Source organism: Caldicellulosiruptor sp. DIB 104C, from assembly GCF_028198085.1.
Taxonomy (GTDB): domain Bacteria; phylum Bacillota; class Thermoanaerobacteria; order Caldicellulosiruptorales; family Caldicellulosiruptoraceae; genus Caldicellulosiruptor; species Caldicellulosiruptor saccharolyticus.
This window is the reverse complement of sequence record NZ_CP116337.1, coordinates 2069556-2094451: the sequence shown is the minus strand read 5'-3', so window position 1 is coordinate 2094451 and position 24896 is coordinate 2069556. Positions and strand designations below refer to the sequence as shown.

The window sequence follows — 24896 nt, the reverse complement described above, 5'->3', positions numbered from 1 at the left end:
TCTTTTTTGACATAATGAAAATGAGAAGGTGGACAAGTTGAGAAGGAAAAATCCGTTTTTATCTTTATTGATAATTTTGGTGTTTGCATTAAGCCTTTTTACACCTGCATGGGCTCAACAGGCTATTGAATACACAACTGTTGCCGATTATTCCAAGATGATTAAAAATACCGAGATACTACAGCTTCCTCAGAATCCAGTATCCAAAAAGGGACTTTTGTTTTTAGCAGCGCTGGGATTTCTAAATTCGACAAACAAGGAAAATATAAAACCATCTGATATACTTACAAAAGAAGAAGCACTTTCGATAATTTTAAACAGTGCAGGAAAACAGCAAGATGCCTTCTTGAGAGCAGAAAAGTTAGAATCAAAAAGAGTATCTGGCACAAAGCTTGTGGTACCATACAACTACCTTTATTTAGGATATATACAACTTGCATATGACCTGAAAGTAATTTCCAAAAAAGAATATCAAGATGCAATGTCACAGGTACGGCCAAGTCAAAAAGACCATGAAAAGATGACAGATGATCTTATCAAAAAGAACAACGAAATTGTTTCAAGAGCTATCTATGAAGGTAGGCCATATTCATATGATGACCTGATTTTTGTAAGGTCGGCACCTGCCACACGTCAGGAAGTTGCCCGCTGGGTTGTGTTAACATTCAAAATACCGCAAAGCTACGAAAACTTAGCCAAAACCTACCCTGACTATGATAAGATTGATAGTAAGTTTTTATCTTCAATAAATACTCTTCTTAAAAACGGAAGCTTAATCGGAAGGACTGATGGTTATCTTCATCCTGATGACTATATAACATATGAGGAGCTAAGTTTCATTTTGTATAATCTTAAAGATTACATTGTAAAGGCGAACAATCTTAAAGAAATGTCTGCTGAGTTAAAAAATATTCAAAGATATTCTGATAAGACTGTGTACAACTTTGAAGACGACAATGGAAATGATATAGAAATAACTACAATTCCAGGGAAACAAGATTTTGTTGTTCTAACAGACTCTGGTGCAGGTTTGTCCTCTTCATTGCAACAAGGGGACTATATTGACCTTTATGTAAATGACAAGGGTCAGGTTGTATTGGGTGAGGTTTTATCCAAAGCAGGAACAGTGACATTGAAAGGTGTCATTACGAAGATTGATGTAAAAAAGAATACAATTCAAATAAAAATGCCAGATGGCAAGGCCTATGATCTTTTAGTAAATCCCAAGGCTATAATTTACGATACAAGAGCTTCAAAAGCTATAAATCTTTCAGATTTGTCAGTTGGAAATATTGCTGTAGTAGTTGCAAAAAAGAACAGAGCAGATAACATTGAGGTTTTGTCTTATCAAGACCAAGACATCAGCAGAGTGGAAGGTGTTATTTCTCAGATCTCAAATGACAGAATTGTTATTAACTCAAACGGGAAGCTAATGTCGTTTTTGCTATCCCCTGATACAGCTTATATTGACAAAGGAGATTTTACAAGAGGACTTACAAAAAATGATTTTTATCAAGGCATGAAGGTTTTAGTTGGAGAGTATGGTGGGTTTGCTCAGTATATCAGCACAACCTATGATGAGAGAGCTGAGGATATAGTCGGTGGTATACTTTATGAGATTGATACAAACTTAAGTTATATTGAAATTTACAATCAAGACGGTGTCAGAAAAAGCTACAGGTTTTCTAAAAAAATGGGACTAAAGGTTATAAAAGATGGTAAAACCACTTCACCTGACAGTCTTTCGAAGGGCGATATAGTATATCTTTATTTTAATGGCGATTTTGTTAGAAGTATCACTGCAAGCTCAAATCTCCAGCCAAAGATTGCTAAAATCGAAAATATCCAGAGAAATCCGATTACAAAAATGCCTGAGAAGATATATCTTAATATTAATGGCAAAGTATATGGACCTTATGAACTGAGTAGCGATGTTGAGGTTGTAAAAAGTAACTCAAAAGGAAGTCTTAAGGATTTGGTTCAAGGTCAGTATGTAAAAGTCACCGGGTCCTTTTTTGGAGCCTCAGCAAATATCAAAAAGATTGAAATATCTACAAATGATTATGTAAAGAATATCTATATTGCAAAAGCAACTACAATCGGTAATATTTTGTATTTGTCAGATATTTCTATTTTGCGAAACAACCAGTTTGAAAGGTTGTATGACTACAAGACATTTAAAATACCATCTGACGCACTGTTTATTGTAGATGGTATAAAACAAAAAAGCACACCCATTTTACAGAATTTCTCTGTAGTGGTAATTACAAAGGATAGGTTTTCGCAAGAGACTGTAGCTACAGTCTTTGCTCTTTCAAAAGGGTGGTTTTCTCAACTGCAAGGTGAAGTGACAAATGTTAAGTCAGGTACCATTACGCTATCTGGTGAGCAATTAAACTTCAACCAAAACTCATACATTGTTGAAAATGGACTTCTTTCAAATACAGCTCCAAAAGTTGGGGATGAGATTATAGCTGTATCTGATGGGAAAAACCTTGTTGTTGCAAAATACAAAGAAGCAGTTTCAAAACCTATTATAGTAAGAGGCGAAGTTTCAGAGATTAGCGAGCTTGAATATATTAAGCTTAAAAACTTTGTATACCTTGACAAACAAAATGGCTGGCAATTTGTTTCAACCCCGCTTGTGCTTTCATACGACACCCAGACAGTATACTGTGATGTATATGGCATAAATAATCCAAAGGATATTTTAGGGCTTATAAACAAAAGTGTGTATGTTATTCATGATGGAAAGTACGCAAAGTCCATTATTGATGCAAGTTTTGGTGGGTATATAGTTATAGGGACAATTGGTAAAAATGGACAAGTTTTAAATCCGCAGTACCATGATATGGTTACAAAAACCTGGAATAAGATAAACACAAGCCTTGTTTTAGATCCGGCAAATGCAATTTTGATAAATAGTTCAGGTGATATTACATCGCAGCCACCGCAGTATGGGGATGAAGTGATCTTGCTTGTGCCTCAAACCAGCTTTAACATTTCTAAAGGAGTAGTAGAGCCATCTATTGTTATAATTAATTACTAAAAAACTTTAAGGTTTTTTGAGCAGTTTTAAAAGGGGGCATAACTTTTGAAGAAAAGGATTCTTGCTTTATTAATTGTCATTGCAAGTATTTTTCTTGGTCCCATTAAAATGGCATTTTCTGAAGAAGGGTATTTAGGTTATGAAGGTGGAATATCTTCCTACAAGGAATCTGACCCGAAGAAGACCAAAATAGATTATTACGAATACACTTTTGTGACGGGCCAACCTGTTTTGCTTTCTGGAACACTTGATGCAAAAATTAGAGCTGCTGGAAAGTCTGAGACAATTTCTTACTCATATGATTTAAAGGACTCAACAGGCAAGATTACAGTAAAGAGGACGGTTAGTTTCAAAGGGAGCTTGACAAAACTTCCAAATGGTAGTATAACAAAGGAGTATACGTTGAGCAGCTACAAAGAGACACTGACAGTTGGTGGGGCTGTTTATAACCTTCAAAACTATTCATTTTCAAAATCAACAGCAGTAGATACAAACCCTGCTGTGAACTTCTATCAAGGTGAGTGGAATCTTATCAAAACATATGATGGAGGTTTGAAGATTTCGATTGAAGGTGAAAACTATGGATATGATGGGTACTGGGGGAGTGGTGAATTTCAAAAAGTAAAACAGACTATTGAAACACCTTCATGGTTTGGCGTTGCAAACTTTAACATCGCACTTGTACAAAAAACGCTGTTAGAATTTAAAAAGAACGATACACCATCAAGTATCACCGGTACATATGTTCTAAAATCTAAAGTAGAGGGTAACCTTGACATAACCTATGACATGCCTACATTTACCAAAAACGGTGAGGTCTTGACAAAGCGAAACAAGGGTAAGATTCAAAAAAACATTGAGAAGTCTCCAATCATCAGAATGGCTGTTATTCCAAGCCTGCCCAAGGTAAAAGGATATGAATATGAAGAGGCGGTAAATACATGTTTTGCCTTCAATGGTTTTGACAACAAAGATGATTTTGTTCCAACAGAGTATATTACAAGAGCTCAATTTGCAAAGCTTTTACTTGACACGCTGAACATTTATAGTAACTATTACAACCCGCGAACAGTTCAGAAAAAATCAATCTACAAGGATGTTCCGCTAAATCACAAGTATTATGGGTATATATATGCAATTACAAAAGCCGGACTTATGAAAGGGAAGTCCGATGATTATTTCAAACCTGAAGACTATATAACAAGAGCTGAAGCAGCTTTGGTAATTTCAAGAGTAATAGGTTTTGACAAAAAGATAACTCAGCCCATAACACAGACAAGCTATTTAGACGATAGCAGCATTCCCACATGGGCAAAAGATGCTGCTCAGGTTTTAAAAGACACAGGAATTATGGCAGGTACTGAAGAGAATATGTTCATGCCCCAGGAAAGGCTTACAAAAGGTGTTGCTGCTAATATCATATTTAATCTTATTAACTATCTTAGAAATGATCTTCCACAGCAGTATCTTAACATGAGCATTTTTCACACTGATTAAAAAAGAAGATAAAAACAATATATTAATGGAGGTAAAGGTGTAAAATGAGCAAAAACAAGAAACTTTTTCTCAAAATTATTGCAATTGTAATTGCATTGTCTTTATTTGTTGCAATTCCTGTATATTCTCAGTTTTTTATAATCTCAAATGACTATCCCACAGATCAGCAAATGGACTATATCAAAAAAGTGCTGCAAGTTGCCAAGGTTTATCATATTGGAAAGTACAGCTATGATGATTTGATTGACATGATGTTTGCAGGACTTTTCAAGAGCCTTGACAAGTACTCAGAATATATGAAACCACAAGAGGCTAAAGACTTTACAGAGAGTGTGAATGGGGAGTTTTCTGGAATAGGTGTTCAGATAGAAAAACAAGATGATTATATTGTGATAACTGGTGTGTTTGATGGAACGCCAGCAAAAGAGGCAGGATTAAAGGTTGGTGATAAAATCATTGCAGCAGATGGGAAATCTCTTGTTGGCAAGACAACAGATGATGCTGTAAAGCTTATTCGCGGGCAAGAGGGAACAACTGTTGTGATTGACATCTTGCGAGATGGCAAAACTTACAGATTTTCTATTGTAAGAAGAAAGATAAAGATTCCTGTTGTTGAGTACAAGGTGTTAGAAAATAATATCGGTTATATTAAACTTACACAGTTTTCACAAGGTGCGTCAAATGAAGTCAAGAGGGCTCTTGATGAGTTTGACAAAAAGGGAATTAGAAATATCATATTTGATGTACGAAACAATCCCGGTGGGCTTTTGGATGAGGTTGTAAAGATTTGTGAGTTCTTTGTACCAGAGGGACCAATTGTAACAATTGAATACAATACCTTCAAGGATGAGTATAAATCAAAGAATAAAAATCCAAAATACAAACTTGCTGTTTTGACAAATGAATCAAGTGCTTCTGCCTCTGAGATATTTGCCCAAGCTATTAAAGACAGGAAGGTTGGTGTTGTGATTGGTACAAAGACATACGGCAAAGGGACAGTCCAGACACTAATCTCGCTTCCCGAAACAGCTACTAAAAAAGGGTATATGGCAAAGGTTACAGTTGCTAAGTATAAATCACCGTCTGGGTACTATGTAGATGGCAAAGGTGTTATACCAAATATTGAGGTGCAGGATGATTCGCTTTCCCAGTTTGGACCTGACAAGATTTTGGCTTTAACAGCAACTAAGAAATACAAAAAAGGCGATATGGATTTTGAAGTACTTGCTGCTCAGCAAAGACTTTATTATTTGAGGTATTTGGGTAGCTGGACTGGAAAAATGGACGATGCGACTGTGAATGCACTCAAGAAGTTCCAAAAAGATAATAAACTTTCACCAAATGGAGTACTTGATATAACAACTCAAAAGAAGTTAAATGAAAGGTTTACGGAGTTTTTAAAGTCAAAGTATGTTGACAAGCAGCTACAAAGAGCTATTCAGTACTTTAAGCAAGGAAAGTAAAAATGGAAAGGGACCTTCTTTGGCAGAATCCTGAGAAGGTCCCTTTTTTGATTTTGAAATTTGTTAATAAAATTGATTGAAAATATCTAAATTAAAAATTAAAATATTGTTAAGGTAATATAACAAAAATAAAGAGAGGAAAGGATAGGTCTCAATATGGCATTTGGAACAGATATAGGAATCGATTTGGGAACAGCAACAGTTTTGGTGTATGTCAAGGGCAAGGGTATAGTTTTGAGAGAACCGTCTGTTGTTGCAATAGAGCAGACAAGGAAACAGATTTTAGCAGTTGGGGAAGAAGCAAGGCGAATGATAGGAAGAACTCCTGGAAACATTGTGGCGGTAAGGCCACTCAGAGATGGTGTTATATCAGACTATGAAGTGACAGAAGCAATGTTAAAGTATTTTCTTGGGAAAGTGCTTGGCAGGCGTGTATTTTTCAAGCCGAGGGTTGTTGTGTGTGTCCCATCAGGTGTAACAGAGGTTGAAAAAAGGGCTGTTTTGGATGCTACATATGAAGCAGGAGCAAAGCAGACATTCTTGATTGAAGAGCCAATTGCAGCAGCAATTGGTGCAGGTCTTGATATTTCAAGGCCGATGGGATGTATGGTAATAGACATTGGTGGGGGTACAACAGACATTGCAGTAATTTCGCTTGGTGGAGCGGTTGTGAGTGAGTCAATTAAAGTTGCAGGGGATAAATTTGACGAGGCAATTATCCGATATATAAGAAAGAAGCACAGTGTTGCAATTGGTGAAAGAACAGCAGAAGAACTCAAGATAAACATAGGATGTGCTTACAAAAAACCAAAGGTAGAATCTATGGAGGTCCGTGGAAGAAGCCTTCTTACTGGTCTTCCAAAGACAATTATTGTCACATCAGACGAGATGTTGCAGGCCTTAGAAGAACCAGTGTCGGCTATAATTGAAGCTGTTCACAGAGTACTTGAGAACACGCCACCTGAGCTTGCAGCTGATATTACATCGACAGGGATTGTTATGACAGGTGGGGGAAGTCTTTTATGGGGTTTGGACAAGCTGATTTCTGAAAAGACAGGTATTCCAACCAGAATTGCAGATGACCCAATTTCATGTGTTGCGCTGGGTACAGGAAAGGCGTTAGAAGCACTTGATCAACTGGAATCAAGTTTGATAAAGGACTCAAGAGTAAGGTAAAAAAAGGGGATTTTATAAAATGATTAGAGGAATTTACACATCTGCATCAGGGATGATTCTAAACCAAAAACTCATGGATTTAACTGCTAACAATATTGCAAATGTGAGTACAACTGGGTTTAAAAGAGATATTGCCCAGGTTGAAAGCTTTAGAAGGATGATGACCTACAGGATATACGATGACTCTTCAAATAGTATTGACAATGCAATTGGGTATATGTCACTCGGAGCAGACGTTTCAAGGATTGTTAGCGATTTTTCTCAGGGGCTTTACATAAAGACAGACGAACCTTTGAACTTGGCGATAAGAGGAAGTGGATTTTTTGCTGTAGAAAAAGTTGATCCTCAAACAGGTCAAGTTCAGGTTTACTATACAAGAAATGGTGCATTTACACTAAATTCAAATGGTGAGCTTGTGACACTTGAAGGTTTTCGTGTCCTTGGACAAAACGGAAGGATTGTACTGCAAAATCAGGGACAAATCAGGATTGATGAGCAGGGTAACATCTATCAAGACGGCAGATTTGTTGACCGTTTGAGACTTGTCGATTTCCAAGACAAAACTCTTTTGCGTAAAATCGGCAATAATCTTTTTGAAGCAGATGCACAAAGTCAGCAGATAGCTTTTAGTGGAAGGGTTTTACAAGGATATTTGGAAGGGTCAAATGTAAATTCTGTCCAAGAGATGGTCAATATGATAAATGTTTTGAGAGCGTATGAGGCTAACCAAAAGGCTTTTATTGCACAGGATGAGACTTTGCAGAAGGCTGTGAATGAGATTGCGAGAAAGTAGTCAAAATGTAACTTGTAAGAAGAATTAGAGAGGTAAAAGGAGGAAAGGAAATAAGATGATGAGAGCTCTTTATTCTGCTGCCCTGGGTATGAAAGCGCAGCAGACAAATGTTGATATCATATCCAACAACCTTGCAAATGTGAACACAACAGCTTTCAAAAAAGACAAAGCAGAGTTTAAAGACCTTTTGTATGAGACTTTGTCGCGAGCAGATGTTGTTGCAGGTGATGGGAAGCCTGTAAGTCTCCAAATAGGTCATGGTGTGACAATATCTGCTATCACAAAGAGCTTTTCAGAAGGTAACTTGGAGAGGACTGAAAACCCGCTTGATTTGGCAATTCAGGGGGAAGGATTTTTTGTGGTATCAACCCCTAATGGTCCAAGGTATACAAGGGATGGAAGTTTCAAGGTTTCCAACGTTGAAGGACAGATAAAACTTGTGACCTCAGATGGATATCCTGTCTTGGCAGAGGGCGACACAGAGATTGTTCTTCCGGAAACTGCAATATCAAGTATCACAATAGATGAAACAGGAAGGATAACTTACAAGGACGCAGAAGGTCAAATCCAGGATTCAGGATTTAAAATCAAGATAGTAAGGTTTATAAATCCTCAAGGACTTTTGGCAGAAGGCAAGAACTTATATAACGTCTCTGCTGCATCTGGCGACCCTGTTTCTGAAGAGGAGATAGAAGGTCCAAAGAGCAGAATACTTCAAGGATTCCTCGAGATGTCAAACGTTCAGGTTGTTGATGAGATGGTAAAGCTTATTATTGCCCAAAGAGCGTATGAGATCAATTCCAAGGCTATCCAAACAGCTGACGATATGCTCTCTATGGCAAACAACCTGAAGAGATAAAAGAATAGAGGCAGGTAGTTATCAATGAATGGGATAATGAGTTTTAATATTCAGGCAGGTTATCAGAAGTCGATAGATAATTCTGTAATAGACAGGCTTGAAAAAGCGTATTCTGAGAAAGACGAACAAAAGCTAAAAGAGGCTTGTGAGGAATTTGAAGCTGTCATGTTGTCGGCCATTTTTAAGCAGATGCAAAAGTCAATTCCCAAAGGTGGTCTTTTTCAAGAAAGTATTGCAGATGATATTTTTAACGACATGTTTGTTGACGAGGTTTCAAAAAAGGCTTCAAAACAAGGTGGAATTGGTCTTTCCAAGCTTTTGTATGATTCGATGATAAAAAAGATTGAAAATGAATATAAATTCAAAGGGGAATAAAAACAGCCGGCAATTTTGCCGGTTTATTTTTTTGCTTTGTTGAAAATTGAAACTAATAGGTGTAAAATATATTTAAAAACACACAAAAGCAAAAAATTTTTCTTAATCCCAATTTTTTAACCGTTTTCATTTTGACATTTTAGTTGGGATTTGTGCAAAATGGAATTTAAACAAGGGGGCGCAAAAGAAAGTGTATAAATTTATATTCTCAGCATTTGGAGATGAGATAGCAAGCAATTTAGATGAGCAAATAGAAGTTTTGCAAAGACATGGTATTGAATATTTAGAGTTTCGTTCTGCAAATGGCAAAAGCGTTGCTGACTATACTGAAAATGAAGCAAAGGAGGTTTTAAAAAAGTTAAAAGACAGTGGTATAAAGGTTTCAGCAATAGGGTCTCCAATCGGCAAGGTTGATGTAAACTGCGACTTTGAAAAGTATCTTGAGCTTTTCAAGCACATCGTTGAGCTTGCCCACATCCTTGAGACAAGGTACATACGCATCTTTTCGTTTTATGTTCCAGAGGGTGAAGAAGAAAAGTATACAGATGTCGTCATAGAGAGGATTTCAAAGTTTACCGAGATTGCTAAGAGAGAAAATCTTGTTCTTCTTCACGAGAACGAAAAGGAGATATATGGAAGCAATGCCGAAAGGTGTTTTAAAATCCTCTCCACAATCAACTCACCAAATTTGAGAGCAACATTTGACCCGGCAAATTTTGTTCAGTGCAAAGTAGAGGTCTATCCTCACGCATTTGAGCTTTTAAAGGATTATATTGAGTACGTGCATGTAAAAGATGCAAAATTTTCAGACGGGAGTGTCACAGTTGCAGGTGAAGGTGATGGAAGGATAAAAGACGTGATAGCTGCACTAAAGAGGAGAGGTTTTTGTGGTTTTTTGTCGATAGAGCCTCATCTTAACAATAACCTTCCTGGTGGTGGACCTGAAAACTTTGCAAAAGCTTTTAGAGCGATTAAAAAGATTATAGATGAGGAAGGAGAGGTTTAAAAAATGTCAAAGCTTAAGTTTGGCATTGTTGGCTGTGGGGTTATATCAAAGACGCATGCGACTGCTATCTCAGCTCTTTCAAGCGATGCAGAGCTTGTTGCTGTGTGCGATGTGGCAGAAGACAGAGCCAGAAAACTTGCTCAAGATTTTGGTGTAAAAAAGATATATACTGACTATGAAAAGATGCTTCTTGATCCTGAGATTGATGTTGTATCTGTCTGCACACCCTCTGGTATGCATGCTGACATGGCAGTCTTGGCAGCAGACGCAAAAAAACATGTGATTGTTGAAAAGCCAATGGATATAACGTTGTCTAAAGCTGACAAAATAATAGAAGCTCAAAACAGGAACAACGTGGTGATTTCTATAATTTCACAGCACAGGTACAGCGATTGTATGCAGCTTTTAAAAAGGCTCACAGCAGAAGGAAAGTTTGGAAACATTGTTTTAGCAACAAGCTATACTAAATGGTACAGGTCTCAGGAATATTATGACAGCGGAGATTGGCGTGGGACATGGAGCTTAGATGGTGGCGGTGCACTTATGAACCAGTCTATACACTATATAGACATGGTTCAATGGATTGTTGGAAAGGTCATAGAGGTGTATGCATATTGTGTAACCCGGGCACACAAGCGTATTGAGGTTGAAGATGGAGCTGTTGCAGCGGTCAAGTTTGAAAATGGGGCGATAGGCGAGATAGTTGGAACAACAAGTGCATATCCAGGTTTTGAAACAAGGCTTGAGATTTTTGGTGAAAATGGTTCTGCAATAGCTATTAACACCCAGCTTAAAAGTCTTTACTTCAAAGATGGGTCTGAAAAGGAGTATTTGGAGAGCTACAAAAAAGAGGAAGATGGCCCTGCTGGTGCATCTTCTGCTGCCATCAAAGAAGAAGGACATGTAAGACAGTACAGAGATGTAATAAATGCTATAAAAACCAGGACAAAACCACTTATCCCTGCTGAGGAAGGGAGACATCCTGTTGAAATAATACTTGCCATTTACCTCTCAAGCCTGAGAGGGAAACCTGTAAAGCTTCCTCTTGAAAGTGACGAGGAGGTCTTAAAGGAGATTGAAAAGATAAAAGGTAAAGGATTCTAAATAGGAAAAAAGGGGCTTGCACAGAATTTGTGCTAAAAGCCCCTTGATTGTTCTTATCTATGTTTGAAAGGTTTCTTTACTTTACATAATTTTTCGTTAAAAAATCTAAGCTGAGTCTCAAACTTTCAAAAGGACTTCTTTGACAAATATCCTGCTCAATTATATACCACTGAACACCTGCATCAATACAGGCTTCTATTATTCCATCCCAGTCTAAATTTCCAAAACCCACCTCAAACATGCCTTGCTTAAAATCTTCAAGCATTCCCATGTCTTTTAAATGAACAAGTGGAATTCGACCTTTTAGTTTTCGTATCCACTTTTCAGGACTTGCTCCAGCAAACTGAACCCAGTAAGTATCGATTTCAAACATTAATACTTCTGGGTCAGAATTTTCAATTAAAATCTCAAGCCATGTTTTACTGTCATATCTTTTAAACTCAAAACTGTGGTTGTGATAAGAAAGCGATATATTTTCTTCTTTTAACTTTTTTCCAATTTCATTGCACTCTTTTGCAAATTCAAGTGCTCCTTCAAAACTTCTAAATTTGTTTGGAGCAGAGGGGATTACAATATGATAACAGCCTAATATCTTATGCTCTTCGATTACAGATTCAATTTCATTTTTCAGCCTTTCAAAAGGGGTATGTGTTGCACAAACTGTTAATGAAAGTTCGTCAAGCATATTTTTTAATTTACAAGTATCAATCTTAGCCATGCCTGAGATTTGTACAGCTCTAAAACCAATTTCGCTAATCTTTTTTAAGGTGTTATATATATCTTCTTCAGTTTTTAAAAACTCACGCAGTGTGTAAAGCTGAGCTGCTATTTGTTCTTGCTTCATTTGAATTTAACACCACTTTTCTTTTTTATTTGTAAGATCTATTTAATTGTAGCACAAAACTTTACTCTTTAATAGCCCCAAAAAATGTTATCACGAATAGACAAAAGAACGGAGATGACCTTATTATCAAGATGTTGTAGTTTAGAAGGAAAAATTACAAAACCTTGATATTTTGTTATAAACAACTGCTGAAAAATTTAATACACCCTGCAATATTTATGCTGCTCTTTTTCTTCATCCAGGGCGGATGGTGCTGGTCTGCCAAAACACGAAAATGGCTTGTTACCAATTTTAAAATCATTCCAATCTAAAAGCCCAAAGATGTTTCCAAGACCAATAAAGCCCATGCACCGTTTTAAGACTTATGAGTTGCCCCAGTTGTCAGTATGGTGACAATCAAATATTGTCTACCAAATGAAATTTTTGATGGTATAATAATTTGAAAACTGTCCTTTTTTGCAAATAGAAGTTTTAAAGGGGGCAAAAAATGTTGTTGTATACATTTTTAAATGCCATTCAGGGAGTACTGGTGATTTTATTTGTTCTCATGCTCGGGTATTTTCTTGCAAAGTACAGATGGTTTGACTCAAAAGTATCAGACCTTTTTGCAAAGCTTGTTGTAAATGTGTCACTGCCGCTTTATATGATAGCAAACCTTACTTCCACCTTTACAAAAAGTGAACTTGAACATTCAGCAAAAGGGCTTTTGATTCCGTTTTTGTCAATCCTGCTTTCTTATAGCGTGGCTGTTATAATAGCAAAAGTTGCAAATGTAAAGGCTCACAGAAGAGGCCTTTTTGCAGCCATATTTTCGCTTTCAAATTCGATATTTGTAGGGCTTCCTATGTCTCTTGCGCTTTTTGGAGATGTCGCAACACCTTATACACTGCTGTATTACATGGCAAACACTACTATATGGTGGACATTGGGTGTATATGGGATTATCCGAGACAACAAAACCGAAAATCAAAAGGTTTTGAATATAGATACTCTAAAGCGCATATTTAACCCGCCTTTGATTGGATTTTTGATAGGAGTTGGTCTTGTACTTTTGCAGATAAAGCTTCCAAAATTTATATTTGACAGTTTTAAAATGGTAGGAGGGCTTACCACCCCCCTTTCCATCTTCTGTGTAGGTATAACAATGTACGAGATGGGATTTAAAAATTTCAGGTTAGATAAAGATAGCATTTTAGTATTTGCAGGAAGATTTCTTGTCACACCTTTTATCACATGGCTTCTTTCACATTTTATTCCCGTTCCTAAACTCATGCGAGATGTATTTATCATAATGTCTGCAATGCCTGTGATGGTAAATTCAGCTATAATTTCAAGGGTATATAATGGTGACTATGAATTTGCTACTGCTATGATTACATATTCCACTGTGTTTTCGGTTGTAATAATGCCGTTTTTGATGGTGCTAATTAAGATTATTTAGTTTTCTCAAGGGACTTTCTCTCAAATGTGGTGATAAGAACCATTGTGGTTAAAACTATAGTAACCAGGCCGGATATATAAAACCCAGCCCAGGGAGAGATTTTTTGCGAAATTGTTCCTGTAAATAGATTGCCAATCGGTGTTGTTCCAGCATTGCAAAGAAAGTAAATACTCAGTACCCTTGCTCTGAAGTCATCGCTTGATGAAAGCTGCAAAAGAGCGTTTGCGCTTGTGTTAAAGCTTATTGCAAGAAGCCCTACAAGCACAAATAGCACGCAAGCAACTTTATAGCTTTTGTTTATTCCCAGAAGAATGTAAACCAGTGAAACAGAAAGAATGAATTTAAAAAGAAGATTTAGATTAATCTTTTCCTTTCTTCTTGTAGCTGTCAAAAATGCGCCTATAAGTGATCCAATTCCCATCGATGACATCAAAAGCCCAAAACCTGTTTCATTTCTGCCCAGAGCAAGTTTTGCATACACAGGGATAAGAACGTTAAAATTGAGTATGAATGTGCCCATGATTAAAACAAGCGATATTGCTCTCAGAAGCACTTTGGTCATATATACATACTTGAGCCCTTCTATCACCTCTGCAAAAACACTTTTACCATTTTCCTCTTTTTGAGGCTCTTTGGCGTCAATCAGAAATACGCCTATAATGACTGGCACAAAACTTATAGCGTTTGCCAAAAAACACATTTCAATTCCAACTGTTGATATTATCAAGCTTGCGACAGCAGGACCTATGATTCTTGCAAGGTTGAAAATCATAGAGTTAAGACCAACAGCGTTTGGCAAGTCCTCTTTTCCAACGAGAATTATCATGTAAGATTGCCTTGCAGGATTATCAAATGTTGTAACAACTCCTCTCATAAGGGCTAAAACAACTAAGTGCCAGTACTGAACAACATCTGTGTATGTAATCAAAAATAAAACAAAAGCAAAGAATAAAAGAAGGCTTTGAGTGATCAGAATTACTCTTTTTTTCTGCTTTCTGTCCAAGATTGCACCGGCAAAAAGGGAAAGAATCATAACAGGGACCTGCTCTATAGCTGTGACAATACTTAGAAGCAGTGCTGAATTTGTAAGCTCTAAAGCCAGCCATTGCATTGCCATGTTCTGCATCCATGAACCAATCACAGATATTGCCTGCCCAAACCAGTAATATCTATAGTTTCTGTGCCGGAGAGCTCTGAACGGTCCAGACGTTAAAACAAGTTGCATCAATTTTCCACCTTCTTGTAGATGTTGTGAGGAATATATTTGATTCTTGTGGGTAAAAGTATCACCCTCCTTTTGATATTAAATTTTAATATAACACCTCTTAGAATTATTATAACATCTGAACTAATCACAATCAAATCAGCATTTTGAAAATAGTCAATATGTACAAATTTAATTGGATATTGTGTACAAAGGTAGTTTTTTCGAAAAAAAAGTTAAGCAGAATTCAATAGCAGTATATGTGGAAATATTGTGTTATTATGTTGAATAGTTTTGATATAGAAGATAGACAAATGTATAAAGAAAGTTTCAAGATCTGAGGCAAAAGTTAAGATTAAAAAGATATTTGAGGATTTTGTAGCACCAATAGTGAAAAGAGTGTGCTATAATAGCATTAAAGTAAATAAAGGAGAAACAACCCTGCTTTGGAGGCATAGACTAAAATGAAGGTTGAAGATGTGAAAGAAAGGCTTTTTCAAGATAGTTATATAGATATAGCTGTTGAGGAATATTTAAGGTTTAAAGAAAGTAACGAATATGGCGAAAGATACAAAGAGCCAGTTTTGAAAAAACTCAATGATTATTTAAAGAACAAAAGAATAACAGCAGAAAATATCCTGGAAGTTATCAAAGAATTTCAAAATCAAAATCCAACAAGTGGAAGTTTTGTTCATTGGAAAAGCTTGCTTGATTTGTTCAACTTTGCAATGCAAGAACCTTTTAAAGTGGCTGAGCTTTTAAACTTTTTATATGAAGACTCTGCGGATTTAACTCTGAGGATAAAAAGGTTTATAGAGAGTGCTAAAGATTACAATCCTAAGAGCAGTTTTGGCACTCCACTTATTGGATATTTATTAGCAGGGTACGATATGCGCAGGTATCCCTTGTATAAAGATGATGCTTTTAAAGATTTTCTTAGGTCGTTCGGAATTGATGAATTTGCAAAAGATGTTGCTGAAAAGTATTACAATTACTACTCAATATGCGGAATTTTAATAGATTACTTTGTAAAAAAAGACTATATGAAAAATCCTTCTATGTTAGATGCTCAAGATTTTATTTTTTGTATCACATCTTACAAACAGTTAGTGTGTAAGATAGCTGTCAAGTATCTGTATAGTCATGCAAAACTCCTTCATGCTTTTGAGAGGGATATTACAAAATTTATTAATTATATTAATAATCTTCCAGAAGATTATATTGTACACTTAAAGGACAAATATTCAGAGAATGAAAAAGTAAATCTCATAAGATTTAAAATAGCTGAGATGATTTTGGAAAACAAAAAGATAACAGTTGAAGATTTTGAAGAGCTGAAAAATGACGTTCAAAGCAAATCAGAGAAAAATATCTTAAAACCCTGGTCTGATTTTGGAATTTTGTTTCCTTTTTATTTTGATAGATTTAAAGAAAAAGTAGATATAGAATTGAGAAAAATTTACAATGCTATAAAATCAATAGAACACTTTTCTGATTTTGAATTCAAAGAAAACAAATACATCTGCAACTTTGAAGGACCAGCTAATTTTGGATCTTCAAGATGTTGGATTGCTTTGTATCCTAAGGATAAAGAGACACACAAAACATCAGCACAACTGTTTATTGATGTGAGCGCAGAAGGTGTTAAGTATGGTCTTTGGATTGGTTCAGAATTAAAACAAAGAATAAAGGGAGAAGTAGAAGATATTGAAATTATTACGAACGTAGAAGATTTTTCTTTTTCAAAGGTTGAAAAAAAGCTTGTTGATGTTTTTGATAAATTCAAAGAACTTAATTATTCGGAGCAAAATAATGAAGTTAGCACTCAAGAAGCAAAGAAGCCTGAAATAAGTGTCGATTTTGACAAAACCCTAAGAATAGAAAATTTATTTTTCGAAGATGAAGAGGTTTTACTCAAAAGAATCTCCACAGCACTAAAATTGGGTAAACATATTATCTTGATTGGTCCACCTGGCACAGGTAAAACAAAACTGGCAAAAGAAATATGCAAAAGTTATGGTGTTGAGTATGAAATGGTCACAGCTATGTCAGATTGGTCAACATATGATACAATTGGTGGATATAAACCTGACATTGATGGCCGTCTGTTCTTTGATGAAGGAGTATTCTTGAGGCTTTTTAAAGACAAAAATAGCAAAATACTCACCAATAAATGGCTAATAATTGATGAGATTAACAGAGCAGATATAGACAAGGCATTTGGTGCTCTTTTTTCAGTGATAACAGGTCAAAAAGTAATTCTGAGTTTTAAAACCAAGGAAGGTGAAAACATAGTTATAAGGCCTCAAGAAAGTGATGACGATATCTATCCCAAAGATCACGAATATATTTTGCCAAGAGATTTTAGAATAATTGGCACAATGAATACATTTGACAAAACTTCACTTTATGAGATGAGCTATGCATTCATGAGAAGATTTGCCTTCATTCCTGTCACCATTCCCAAAAACATTGATGGTGAACTTGTAGACAAGTATTTGAAAATTTGGGGAATAGAAGATAGGAGTATTAACAACATTAACTTAAAAGAGGGTTTAGCAAAGGTTTGGGAAATCACTAATAGATATCGAAAAATTGGGCCAGGAATTATTGAAGATGTAGCAAGATATGTAAGCATTGAAGGGGATTATACTTCTGCAGTAATTTTGTATATTTTACCACAGTTTGAAGGACTTTTAGAAAATGAGATAAAAAACTTTGTGGAAGAATTATGTCAAAGTGAAGTCGATGATTTTGCAAAGCAGAAAGAAAAGTTAAAAGATTTTGTAAGTGATTTTTTTGGTATTAGCTTTTGACAATGGGTGATAGTTATGAAAACACCAAAGGAAGTACTTTATGAAGCCATTAAAGACCATTTGATTATTTACCTCAAATCCGGCAAATTGTCACTGTTTACTTTTTTAAACAAATTGAATTTGAATATTCATAGGATAGAAGACCTATTAAGAATTCATTTTTTACTAAAATCAGAAGTAAGAGATTTTGTATTAAATCTTCCAAGTATGCTAAGAAAGTTAAAAGTCTCAACCATTCTAAGTGAAGAAACAAATCATGTTCAAGTTAAAGGTCAGATAAATTGGCAGAAGACACTTATAAGAAGATTTAACCAAAATTGTAAAGATTCAACACTCTTGTGTTGCAATCAGACAAATAAACTGTATAGTACAAAGGAAAACCTTGTTTTGAAGGAATTCGTAAGAGTATTGTATGAAACTATATTTCTGGATATTGGTATGGAAAGGTTTACCAAATTTGAATGGTATGAAAAGGGAAAAGAGATAAATAAAATTGTTAAGGAACTGTATGAAAAAAATTCATACTTAAGTAAGATAGACCTTAACCATGCAAAGATAACGGATAGAATGATTGAAATGGTTTCAAAGCACAGAAATAATTTATATAGTCAAGCTGCAAAGCTTTTAAGAGAATATAGAAGAGTTGTGCGGCTTGATTTAGAAGAGGAAGAAATAAAAAATCTATTTGAGAAAACTTTTATTGAAGTGGCTGATGAGAGTACGTTGTTTGAACTCTACTGGATAATTAGAATTTTGCGAGATAACGCTTCAGATGAAAAGTTATTTGTTGTAGATGGGAAAAATAATAAAATTGCTATGTGGGAAGATGAGGTATTTGAGTATCATCTTTATCACAATGTTTCTAATTTAAAAGACATTATGTTTAAAGTGGGGTTTGAAGAGGTGGAAGATGTAGATAATGAGTATTTCAAAAGATATACAAATGCAAGGAAAATGGCTAAACAACTGGCTCTTTGTATTTTTGGCAACAGAGATATTTCTGATGACAGTTTTTGGAGTGGTAGGCCTGATATTCTAATAGAAATTCGCAATAAAGACAATGGCGAATTGGTGAAATTGGTAATTGGAGAGGTGAAATATACTACAGATAGGGAATACATGGTGGAAGGCCTTTGCCAGTTATTGGAATACATCTATTTTGTGAAACAAAACGGTAAATATCTCTTTAACAATCAGAAAAATAGAGTTGAACTTCAAGGTATTCTTTTTGTTGATAACATTGAATTTATACCTCTTGAAAAAAACTACTGGATTAAAATTTATACTCCACACTCCAGTAAAGTTATTCTTTGCCCAAAGAACCAACTAAATAAATGTTCACATTGTTATTTTTCGAACATAGGTATATAATAGATAAAGTAATAAATCACTTTCATATGAAAGGGGGACGAGAATGGGAAGACTTTTTGGGACAGATGGTGTGAGAGGCGTTGCAAATAAAGAACTTACATGCGAACTTGCGTTTGACTTGGGAAGGGCTGGAGCGTATGTGCTCACTGAAACCAAGCAAAAGCCCAAAATTTTAATTGGCAAGGACACGAGGATCTCATGTGATATGCTGGAAGCTGCACTTTGTGCTGGACTTACATCTGTCGGAGCAGATGTGTATTTGGCAGGAGTTATTACAACACCTGCAATAGCTCACTTGGTAAAATCCCACGGATTTGATGCAGGGATTATGATCTCCGCATCACACAATCCTTATGAATTCAACGGTATTAAGTTTTTTAATTCTCAGGGCTTCAAGCTTTCTGACCAGATTGAAGAAAAAATTGAGGACATTATTTTAAACAAAAAATGGAATGAGGTTCCACACGCTCAATTTGATGCAATAGGCAGGGTAAATAGAGTTGATCTTAAAAAGGACTATCAAGAATACTTAAAATCGACATTAAATGGTGCAAGCTTCAAAGGACTTAAGATTGTCATTGACTGTGCAAATGGTGCAGCCTCTGCAATAGCACCAGAAGTTTTTGAAGATCTTGGAGCAGAGGTCGTGGTAATAAACAATCAGCCAGATGGTACAAACATCAACAAAGAGTGTGGCTCTACGCACCTTAAAATGTTGCAGCAAGAAGTTGTTAAAAACAAAGCTGACTTTGGCATTGCATATGATGGTGATGCAGACAGGACGCTTTTTGTTGATGAAGAGGGCAATACTGTTGATGGGGACAAAATAATGCTTCTTTTAGCACAAAACCTAAAACAGCAGGGAAGACTAAGTTGCAACACCTTGGTTGTGACAGTCATGAGCAACATGGGACTTTTTGTTGCAGCAAAAGAACTTGGCATCAACCTGGAAGTTACAAAAGTTGGAGACAGGTATGTTCTTGAAAAGTTGCTTGAAGGCGGATATTCAATTGGCGGCGAGCAGTCAGGCCACATAATACTTTTAGACTATGCAACAACAGGCGATGGAATTTTAACCAGCCTTCAGCTGACAAAGCTTATTAGAGAAAGCGGTAAGAAGCTTTCTGAGCTTGGAAAGATCATGAAGGTATATCCTCAAGTGCTTGTAAACGCTAAGGTTGAAAATGGAAAGAAAGACCTTTATTCAAAAGACCCTGTAATTTTAGAGGCAATCAAGAAGGTTGAAGAAAAGCTAAACGGCAAAGGAAGAGTCTTGATAAGACCATCTGGCACAGAGCCTTTAATCAGGGTAATGATTGAAGGCGAGGATTATGAAGAGATTAAAAAAGATGCAGATAATCTTGCAAGCTTGATTGAGTCAAGGCTTTCATAAAAGTTTCTAAGCTAAGTTAAAAAAAGCTTTTTTTAACAAAAAGCTTTTTCAAAGCGCCAGGACCTCTGGAAATTATAGCGCTATTGCCTTTGCGCATTTTTTCCAGAGGTTGACGAGGACTGGGGAGAATCGAGGTTTTCGGCGGGTGCCCCAGCGGGGTTTTGCCTTTTTCCCTCGCAACTTTCTGCTACAAACCCCGGAAGGCAACTTCTGGGACAAAGGCAGAAAGAAAAAAGGCTTATATCCTTGTATTGGCTATGAGAAAATAGCAGCTTGGAAATTAAATATAAAGCTCAAAAGGAGGACAAAAACAAATGTGCGGAATTGTTGGCTATGTTGGCACAAAAAACTGTGTCCCTATTTTGCTCTCTGGGCTTAAAAGACTTGAGTACAGGGGATACGATTCTGCCGGTGTGGCAGTTATCGATATAGATAAATCAAAGATTGACATAGTAAAGACAAAAGGAAGGCTTACCATTTTGGAAGAGAAGCTAAATCAGAATCCAATTGAAGGTTTTGTTGGGATTGGTCATACAAGATGGGCAACACACGGTGAGCCGTCTGATGAGAACTCACATCCGCATGTGAGCCAGAACGGCAAGGTTGCAATTGTCCACAACGGAATCATAGAAAACTATTTGAAGCTGAAAGAATTTCTCATAAAGAAAGGTTACACTTTTGCATCAGATACAGACACTGAGGTTGTTGCTCATCTTATAGAGTATTACTATGACGGTGACATTTTAGATGCATTTATAAAGACTCTTGAAAAGATACAGGGCTCATATGCGCTTGGTGTTCTTTGTCTTGACAGACCGGATATGATACTTGCAGCAAGAAAAGACAGTCCATTAATTGTGGGACTTGGCCAGGGTGAAAACTTCATAGCATCAGATATCCCAGCTATACTGGAGTACACAAGAGATACCTATATTCTTGAAGAAAATGAGATTGCCATTGTGACAAAAGATAAGGTAGAGATTGTAAATACCGAAAAAGAGCCAGTTAAAAAAGAGGTATTTCATGTTACATGGGATGTATCAAGTGCAGAAAAGGGCGGCTATGAACATTTCATGATAAAAGAGATAATGGAGCAGCCCAAGGCTATCAGAGATACCTTGACAGGTAGGCTTCCAGACAGTGGTTTTGAAGTGAACCTTGATGGAATTAAGATTACCAAAGAGGATTTACAAAAACTCAACAAGATATTTATCGTTGCATGTGGTACAGCATACCATGCGGGGATTGTAGGAAAGCATGTCATTGAAAAGCTCACAAGAATTCCTGTTGAGGTTGACATAGCAAGTGAGTTCAGATACAGAGACCCAATCGTAGATGAGAATACATTAACAATTGTGATTTCCCAGTCTGGTGAGACAATAGACACACTTGTTGCAATGAGAGAGGCAAAGGCAAGAGGTTCAAGAACGCTTGGGATTGTCAATGTTGTTGGCTCCTCAATTGCAAGAGAAGTAGATGACTGTCTTTATACATGGGCAGGGCCAGAGATTGCGGTCGCATCAACAAAAGCTTACACAACACAGCTAATATGCCTGTATCTTATTGCACTTGACTTTGCGACAAAGCTTGGAACAATTTCTTATGAAGACTTTGCAAAAATCAGAGATGAGATCAAACGACTTCCTGAAAAGGTTGAGTATGTTTTGATACACAGGGAAAATATACAAAAGTATGCGTCTGAGCATTTCAATGCAAAGGACATCTTTTATTTGGGAAGAGGCTTGGACTTTGCAGTTGCAATGGAAGGGTCTTTAAAACTCAAAGAGATTTCGTACATTCACTCAGAAGCATATGCAGCAGGTGAGCTAAAACATGGAACAATTGCACTGATTGAAGACGGAACATTTGTAATTGCGCTGGCAACACAGGAAAAGCTTTTTGAAAAGATGGTAAGCAACATAAAAGAGGTAAAATCACGTGGTGCTGTTGTACTTTCTGTTGCTCAGGAGGGAAATACCGACATAGAAAATGTATCAGACCATGTTTTGTATATTCCAAGGACACTTGACATTTTAGCACCAGTTTTGACAGTTGTGCCACTGCAGCTTTTTGCATACTACACAGCAGTCCAGAGAGGCTGCGATGTTGACAAGCCAAGGAACTTGGCAAAGAGTGTGACTGTGGAGTGATTTGAAAAAATTCAACAAAATAGTGTATATTTCATTTAAATCTTTTCCGCATGCGAAAAAAGTGGTTCCGTTGAGTGAGTGTTAAGGGAAAAGGATTAAGGTTCAAGCAGTATTGAGGAAGATGAGGGATAAGTGGTGAGGAGTCGAGAAATGCAGCTGCGACGCCACTTATCCCTTTTTCCTTTTATCCTTGACCCTGTTCCATTTAGAAAGACTTTTTTCGCACAAAATAGGAGTATGATTGGGAATTTTTAGTAGAAATATTGTTGTTTCACGGAAAAACTTTATTACCTCCCAGGAAATGCCATGCAGGTTTTATGCGGGTTGGAGGGATTGGAAATGGAAAGGGTTTTTTTTAAATCAACATAGTTAGGGGCAAGGAAAAAGGAGATAAGGATCAAGTTTGGAAATTGTTTTTGTCTGAAGTTTTGCCGTGAAAAATAAAGTCATTCCGAAAAGGGAAAAAAGTTTTTCCATTTAATTGAATGAAAAAGGAAGTAATCTTATAAGAAATAAGATATTTTATGAAGAATAATGATTTGTTATATTTAGATTAGTTTAAGTTAGCAAAGAAAGGCTTGGGAAAATATCAACTTCTTAAAAATCTTAAAAAATTTTTTTAAAGTCATGCGAAACAAAGCTCTAATATCTTTCAATCAAGTGCATTAGGATGTGATATTCAAGAATTTAGGAGTGGAATAAGAAGTATTAGTTTGGAGGTGTTGCTATGGGTGATCTTATTAAAAATGCAGATATGAAACGACCGCATGTTGTAATATTGGGAGCTGGTGCAAGTAGGGCTGCTTTACCTAATGGCGACAAGAATGGAAGAAAATTACCCATTATGAATGGGTTCCTGAAAACAACAGGCCTTGAAAATATATTAGATGGCGTGAATTTAACTTTTAAAAGCGACAACTTGGAAGATATATATAGCGAATTACATAGTAAACATGAATATAAAGATGTATGTAAGAGACTGGAAGATGCTATATGGGATTATTTTAGTAGTCTTGAATTACCCGATTATCCAACTATATATGATTATTTGCTTTTGTCTCTTCGAAAGAAAGATGTTATAGCATCATTTAACTGGGATCCATTACTTTTACAAGCATATAGAAGGGTATACAAAATTACCTCAAAACTGCCAGAATTATTATTCTTGCATGGGAATGTGGCAGTTGGTGTGTGTGAACAATGTAAGAAAGTAGGGTTTATAAGTGATAGATGTAGTGGATGTGGGAGACAATTTAAAAAGTCAAGGTTACTTTATCCGATTAAAGAAAAGAATTATCATTTAGATCCATTTATAAAAAGTCAATGGGATAATATTCAGCGTTATTTAAAAAATGCTTTTTCCTTTACGGTTTTTGGATATAGTGCACCAAAATCGGATGTAAGTGCTATTGAATTGCTCAAGCAAGCTTGGGGAAGGCCAAGTGAAAGAAATTTGGAACAAATTCAAATTATAGATATAAAAGAAGATGAAGAATTAAGAGAAGCATGGGATGATTTTATACATACTCACCATTATGAGATCCATAAGTCTTTCTTTGAGTCTTCCCTCGCAAAGTTTCCAAGAAGAATAAATGAAGCATACTGGGCAATGTTCATGGATTGCATATTTGTCGATACACATGAGTTTCATCAAGGCTCAAGTTTTGAAGAGTTAAAAAAACAGGTTCAAAATCTTGTACAATACGAGAATGATTAGTTAACTTAAGGTAATTTACTAAATTCATAGTTTTTAAGTGAGGAATTTCCAATATTTATATTATATTTGATCGAATTCTCAATATTTTAGAGGATGTATGGGGGAATATAGCATTTAAAAAATTTAGGGAAAGAAAAATGGAAAGAATTACATAGTTAGGGGCGAGGAAAAAAGAGAGAAGGGTTAAGTTTGGAAATTGTTTTTGACCAAAGTCTTTTATGAGTAAAAATGTTGTTCCAAAAATGTAAAAAAGTTTTTTCTTTATTTCTTAGACCCTTGAACCTTGTTTAAAAACATCTTCTTTTAATAGATATAAAAATTTGATATTATTATGGCAGGGAGATAAGGAGGGACAGAAACTGGAGCGAAGGATATTTTTCAGAAGTGGCTGTATGATAGAATGCTATGATAATGACAAGAAGGCATTAGAACAAAAGGTTACTGAAATAATCAATAAAAGCAAAGATTATCTTAGACAACTCGAAGAAGGGGATGTTGGCAGAATTGCTGATATTAACGAACGAATTTTTATCAGGTTCTATGTTACGGAAAAAAGTATAATAATAGATGAAGTGCAGGAACAGGTTTATATAGTGTAAGGAATAGGTTGATGAAGGATTTTAGGAATAAAGTAGTAA

General features: G+C 36.0%; 18 protein-coding genes. 16 read left to right on the top strand and 2 right to left on the bottom strand.

Going from position 1 to position 24896, the window contains the following annotated elements; genetic code table 11:
- Window positions 1-28 precede the first annotated feature (28 nt).
- The 9 genes from PGC14_RS10320 to PGC14_RS10280 all read left to right on the top strand — a co-directional run bounded on the left by PGC14_RS10320 (window position 29) and on the right by PGC14_RS10280 (window position 11322).
- Entirely contained in the window at window positions 29-3049 is a 3021-nt protein-coding gene (locus PGC14_RS10320; RefSeq protein ID WP_422653027.1) for an S-layer homology domain-containing protein, read from the top strand.
- Window positions 3050-3106: 57 nt separating this feature from the next.
- Window positions 3107-4546: an S-layer homology domain-containing protein gene (locus PGC14_RS10315; protein WP_422653042.1), complete on the top strand. Its 1440-nt coding sequence runs from the start codon at window positions 3107-3109 to the stop codon at window positions 4544-4546.
- A gap of 44 nt (window positions 4547-4590) precedes the next feature.
- The gene (locus tag PGC14_RS10310; RefSeq protein WP_039765005.1) at window positions 4591-6009 is read left to right on the top strand and encodes a S41 family peptidase; all 1419 of its coding nucleotides are present in this window, start codon (window positions 4591-4593) and stop codon (window positions 6007-6009) included.
- Window positions 6010-6165: 156 nt separating this feature from the next.
- The gene (locus PGC14_RS10305; protein WP_271628859.1) at window positions 6166-7185 is read left to right on the top strand and encodes a rod shape-determining protein; all 1020 of its coding nucleotides are present in this window, start codon (window positions 6166-6168) and stop codon (window positions 7183-7185) included.
- Window positions 7186-7204: 19 nt separating this feature from the next.
- Window positions 7205-7978, top strand: coding sequence for a flagellar basal-body rod protein FlgF (gene flgF / locus PGC14_RS10300; RefSeq protein WP_039765000.1), 774 nt, complete (start codon window positions 7205-7207; stop codon window positions 7976-7978).
- A 55-nt stretch (window positions 7979-8033) separates the two neighbouring features.
- On the top strand, window positions 8034-8837 hold the full coding sequence (gene flgG / locus PGC14_RS10295) for a flagellar basal-body rod protein FlgG (RefSeq protein WP_039764998.1): 804 nt from the start codon (window positions 8034-8036) through the stop codon (window positions 8835-8837).
- Window positions 8838-8861: 24 nt separating this feature from the next.
- Window positions 8862-9212 (top strand): rod-binding protein, encoded by a 351-nt coding sequence (locus PGC14_RS10290; protein ID WP_039764995.1) that lies wholly within the window; start codon window positions 8862-8864, stop codon window positions 9210-9212.
- A 190-nt stretch (window positions 9213-9402) separates the two neighbouring features.
- Window positions 9403-10218, top strand: coding sequence for a sugar phosphate isomerase/epimerase family protein (locus PGC14_RS10285; protein ID WP_039764993.1), 816 nt, complete (start codon window positions 9403-9405; stop codon window positions 10216-10218).
- A gap of 3 nt (window positions 10219-10221) precedes the next feature.
- Window positions 10222-11322, top strand: a complete 1101-nt coding sequence (locus PGC14_RS10280) for a Gfo/Idh/MocA family protein (protein ID WP_039764990.1) — start codon at window positions 10222-10224, stop codon at window positions 11320-11322.
- A gap of 76 nt (window positions 11323-11398) precedes the next feature.
- Here the strand turns inward: PGC14_RS10280 and PGC14_RS10275 are convergent, their stop codons facing one another.
- On the bottom strand, window positions 11399-12166 hold the full coding sequence (locus PGC14_RS10275) for a sugar phosphate isomerase/epimerase family protein (protein ID WP_039764988.1): 768 nt from the start codon (window positions 12164-12166) through the stop codon (window positions 11399-11401).
- Window positions 12167-12656: 490 nt separating this feature from the next.
- On the opposite strand from PGC14_RS10275, the gene PGC14_RS10270 reads away from it, so the two are divergent.
- Window positions 12657-13607: an AEC family transporter gene (locus PGC14_RS10270; protein WP_271628858.1), complete on the top strand. Its 951-nt coding sequence runs from the start codon at window positions 12657-12659 to the stop codon at window positions 13605-13607.
- Here PGC14_RS10270 and PGC14_RS10265 read toward each other — a convergent pair.
- A complete protein-coding gene (locus PGC14_RS10265) occupies window positions 13600-14832 on the bottom strand; it encodes an MFS transporter (protein WP_271628857.1) in 1233 nt (410 codons plus the stop codon). The two genes, PGC14_RS10270 and PGC14_RS10265, sit on opposite strands and share 8 nt — an antisense overlap.
- Before the next feature lie 443 nt (window positions 14833-15275).
- Here PGC14_RS10265 and PGC14_RS10260 point away from each other — a divergent pair, with 443 nt between their 5' ends.
- The 6 genes from PGC14_RS10260 (at window position 15276) to PGC14_RS10235 (ending at window position 24857) form a co-directional block, all read left to right on the top strand.
- Complete coding sequence (locus PGC14_RS10260; RefSeq protein ID WP_271628856.1) at window positions 15276-17627, top strand: AAA family ATPase; 2352 nt, start codon at window positions 15276-15278, stop codon at window positions 17625-17627.
- A gap of 15 nt (window positions 17628-17642) precedes the next feature.
- The gene (locus PGC14_RS10255) at window positions 17643-18998 is read left to right on the top strand and encodes a hypothetical protein (protein ID WP_271628855.1); all 1356 of its coding nucleotides are present in this window, start codon (window positions 17643-17645) and stop codon (window positions 18996-18998) included.
- A 43-nt stretch (window positions 18999-19041) separates the two neighbouring features.
- Window positions 19042-20391 carry a phosphoglucosamine mutase gene (gene glmM / locus PGC14_RS10250; RefSeq protein ID WP_271628854.1) on the top strand — a complete coding sequence of 450 codons (1350 nt, stop codon included), beginning with the start codon at window positions 19042-19044 and terminating at the stop codon, window positions 20389-20391.
- Window positions 20392-20705: 314 nt separating this feature from the next.
- Window positions 20706-22541 (top strand): glutamine--fructose-6-phosphate transaminase (isomerizing), encoded by a 1836-nt coding sequence (glmS, locus tag PGC14_RS10245; RefSeq protein WP_271628853.1) that lies wholly within the window; start codon window positions 20706-20708, stop codon window positions 22539-22541.
- Between the two features lie 727 nt (window positions 22542-23268).
- On the top strand, window positions 23269-24258 hold the full coding sequence (locus PGC14_RS10240; protein ID WP_271628852.1) for a hypothetical protein: 990 nt from the start codon (window positions 23269-23271) through the stop codon (window positions 24256-24258).
- Between the two features lie 392 nt (window positions 24259-24650).
- Complete coding sequence (locus PGC14_RS10235; RefSeq protein WP_271628851.1) at window positions 24651-24857, top strand: hypothetical protein; 207 nt, start codon at window positions 24651-24653, stop codon at window positions 24855-24857.
- Window positions 24858-24896: the final 39 nt, after the last annotated feature.

Bases quoted from the DNA above. Each gene is read 5' to 3' on its own strand.
- PGC14_RS10310 (WP_039765005.1), top strand. From the start codon at position 4,591: ATGAGCAAAAACAAGAAACTTTTTCTCAAAATTATTGCAATTGTAATT.
- PGC14_RS10305 (WP_271628859.1), top strand. From the start codon at position 6,166: ATGGCATTTGGAACAGATATAGGAATCGATTTGGGAACAGCAACAGTT.
- flgF (WP_039765000.1), top strand. From the start codon at position 7,205: ATGATTAGAGGAATTTACACATCTGCATCAGGGATGATTCTAAACCAA.
- flgG (WP_039764998.1), top strand. From the start codon at position 8,034: ATGATGAGAGCTCTTTATTCTGCTGCCCTGGGTATGAAAGCGCAGCAG.
- PGC14_RS10290 (WP_039764995.1), top strand. From the start codon at position 8,862: ATGAATGGGATAATGAGTTTTAATATTCAGGCAGGTTATCAGAAGTCG.
- PGC14_RS10280 (WP_039764990.1), top strand. From the start codon at position 10,222: ATGTCAAAGCTTAAGTTTGGCATTGTTGGCTGTGGGGTTATATCAAAG.
- PGC14_RS10275 (WP_039764988.1), bottom strand. From the start codon at position 12,166: ATGAAGCAAGAACAAATAGCAGCTCAGCTTTACACACTGCGTGAGTTT.
- PGC14_RS10265 (WP_271628857.1), bottom strand. From the start codon at position 14,832: ATGCAACTTGTTTTAACGTCTGGACCGTTCAGAGCTCTCCGGCACAGA.
- PGC14_RS10260 (WP_271628856.1), top strand. From the start codon at position 15,276: ATGAAGGTTGAAGATGTGAAAGAAAGGCTTTTTCAAGATAGTTATATA.
- PGC14_RS10255 (WP_271628855.1), top strand. From the start codon at position 17,643: ATGAAAACACCAAAGGAAGTACTTTATGAAGCCATTAAAGACCATTTG.
- glmM (WP_271628854.1), top strand. From the start codon at position 19,042: ATGGGAAGACTTTTTGGGACAGATGGTGTGAGAGGCGTTGCAAATAAA.
- glmS (WP_271628853.1), top strand. From the start codon at position 20,706: ATGTGCGGAATTGTTGGCTATGTTGGCACAAAAAACTGTGTCCCTATT.
- PGC14_RS10240 (WP_271628852.1), top strand. From the start codon at position 23,269: ATGGGTGATCTTATTAAAAATGCAGATATGAAACGACCGCATGTTGTA.
- PGC14_RS10235 (WP_271628851.1), top strand. From the start codon at position 24,651: ATGATAGAATGCTATGATAATGACAAGAAGGCATTAGAACAAAAGGTT.